Source organism: Candidatus Poribacteria bacterium (genome assembly GCA_021295715.1).
In the GTDB taxonomy this organism is placed as follows: Bacteria; Poribacteria; WGA-4E; order WGA-4E; family WGA-3G; genus WGA-3G.
The window spans coordinates 3345-3746 of record JAGWBV010000015.1 but is presented as its reverse complement, the minus strand read 5'-3'; the positions used below and the strand labels follow the sequence as shown (position 1 = coordinate 3746).

Below are 402 nucleotides of genomic sequence, written 5' to 3'. Positions count from 1 at the left end.
AAATTGACCATGTAAAGGCAATCGCTGACAGAGTCACCGTTCTGCGGCGTGGCGAAGTTGTTGCAACGCGGGAAACTAAAGAACTAAACGAAACAGATTTGGCTGAGCTTATGGTCGGTCGTCCGTTTGAAATAGGTGCACCGGATCGTCCAAAGAAGAATGATGTGTCCAAGAACAAGTGCGCCTTAGAGGTTCGGAATCTTACCGTTGCTCCCATAGCCTGTCCAGCCGGTTTGACTGAGGCCTCCTTCAAAGTTCGATCTGGAGAGATTCTCGGTGTTGCCGGAATCAGCAGCAACGGACAAGACGAACTGGTTGCTGCCTTAACAGGAACAACTCAATTTGATGGGGATATCCACCTCCCACAGACCCAAGACCATCGAATTGGATTTATACCAGGGG

Annotated in this window: 1 protein-coding gene; it reads left to right on the top strand. The window is 49.8% G+C overall.

Features of this window, described 5'->3' with window-relative positions; all coding sequences use genetic code 11:
- A partial coding sequence (locus tag J4G07_06330) for an ABC transporter ATP-binding protein (GenBank protein ID MCE2413605.1) occupies positions 1-402 on the top strand: 402 nt, incomplete at both ends.